We start from the raw sequence: 405 nt of genomic DNA, 5'->3' as shown, positions 1-405 counted from the left end.
CAGCATATCGCAGAGCAAAGATCTGGTGAGCCCGATTTGCTGTTGTTATTCGAAAGTGGGAGCAAGTATACGGTTCAAATTACGGCGAAGGAATCGAATTCAAAATTTGTCGATTCGAAAAAGGCTGGGGATGTCATCCCCCAATCAGCTCGTTATAGCCCGGACGGCTTTATCTGCATCGGAAGACCGGACTTTGAGTCATTGGCTAAAGAGCAAGCTGGCCATTTGGGAACCACGTTTAACTACAAGCAGATCCCCCTGTATATTCTTGTTGAAATTTTTGTGCAGACGCGTGAAGGCCGACTGTCGGATGAGCAAGCGGAGAGGCTCATAATTGCAGAGAGGGGATATTTTTCTTTCGACCGGATTAAAGGCGGACGAGAATGAGCACAACTGAATGAATTG

1 protein-coding gene is annotated in these 405 nt (G+C 46.9%); it reads left to right on the top strand.

Going from position 1 to position 405, the window contains the following annotated elements; genetic code table 11:
• Positions 1-387 (top strand): hypothetical protein (locus D7Y13_RS46620; RefSeq protein ID WP_158626261.1); only part of this gene is annotated, 387 nt, incomplete at its 5' end.
• Positions 388-405: the final 18 nt, after the last annotated feature.

The organism is Corallococcus praedator (assembly GCF_003612125.1).
Classification (GTDB): Bacteria; Myxococcota; Myxococcia; order Myxococcales; family Myxococcaceae; genus Corallococcus; species Corallococcus praedator.
The sequence above is the reverse complement of the archived record's forward strand: the minus strand, read 5'-3'. Positions and strand labels throughout refer to the sequence as shown.